A 905-nucleotide genomic window follows, 5' to 3' on the forward strand; every position below is an offset into this window, starting at 1 on the left:
GGGCGCCCAGGGCGGTGGCCGGGCAACTCCACTGCACCGGCGTTCCATTGATGTGCAACGGCACCCGCAGGCGCCGCGCCGGCCCCCAAGGGGTCTGTTCCAGCACCAGCCCCTGATCCTCGTGGTCTTCGGCGCGCGGTGGAATTTCGGCGGTCGCTGATGGGGAATGATCAACCAGCAACTGGGCGGTGCGGGCCAGGGACAGGCGCGCCGATGCGCCCTGCTCGCCGTTCAGGGACCGGGTCAGTGCCCGCAGGGCGCTGGCTGCCATCAGGTAGCCGGTGGCGTGATCCAGGGCCTGGACCGGTAGTGGCACAGGCCTGTCCGCGGCTTTCCAGGCCATGCCGGCTTCGGCGATGCCGCAGCTCATCTGCACCAGGCTGTCGAAGCCCCGGCGGTTGCGCCAGGGGCCGCTCCAGCCGTAGGCATTGAGGCTGACTTCGATCAGCCCCGGAGCGATTTTCTGGCGTGCCTGGGCGTCATAACCCAGGTGTTCCAGGGCATCGGCGCGGTAGCCATGCAGAAGCAGGTCGGCCTGCGCCAGCAGGCCTTCGAACAGGGCACGCTGCTCAAGGTCGTGCAGATCGAGGCGCGTGCAGCGTTTGCCCAGGGTCACCTCCGGCTCCAGGGCCGGCTCGTTCCAATGTGGCGGATCGATGCGCAACACCTCGGCCCCGAGCCCCGCCAGCAGGCGGCTGGCCACCGGGCCCGCCAGGACCCGGGTCAGGTCCAGTACCTTGAGCCCGGCCAGGGGCCGGTCGACGCGACCGCTCCAGGCCCTGTGCCGCTGATCGGCCTGGGGCAGCCAGTGCACCAGGGGTTCGCTGTTTACCGCCTGGCCCTGGGGGTGGGCCTGCCACTGCGCCCAGCTGCGCATCTGCGCGGCACAACCGCCCTGGTCGACT

Annotated in this window: 1 protein-coding gene; it reads right to left on the reverse strand. The window is 70.5% G+C overall.

All coding sequences use genetic code 11. The features are described 5' to 3' along the window. A partial coding sequence (locus F6S12_RS32295) for a CoA transferase (protein ID WP_315869931.1) occupies positions 1–905 on the reverse strand: 905 nt, incomplete at both ends.

The sequence above is a fragment of the Pseudomonas sp. JV245A genome (genome assembly GCF_032424515.1).
GTDB classification, from domain to species: Bacteria; Pseudomonadota; Gammaproteobacteria; order Pseudomonadales; family Pseudomonadaceae; genus Aquipseudomonas; species Aquipseudomonas protegens.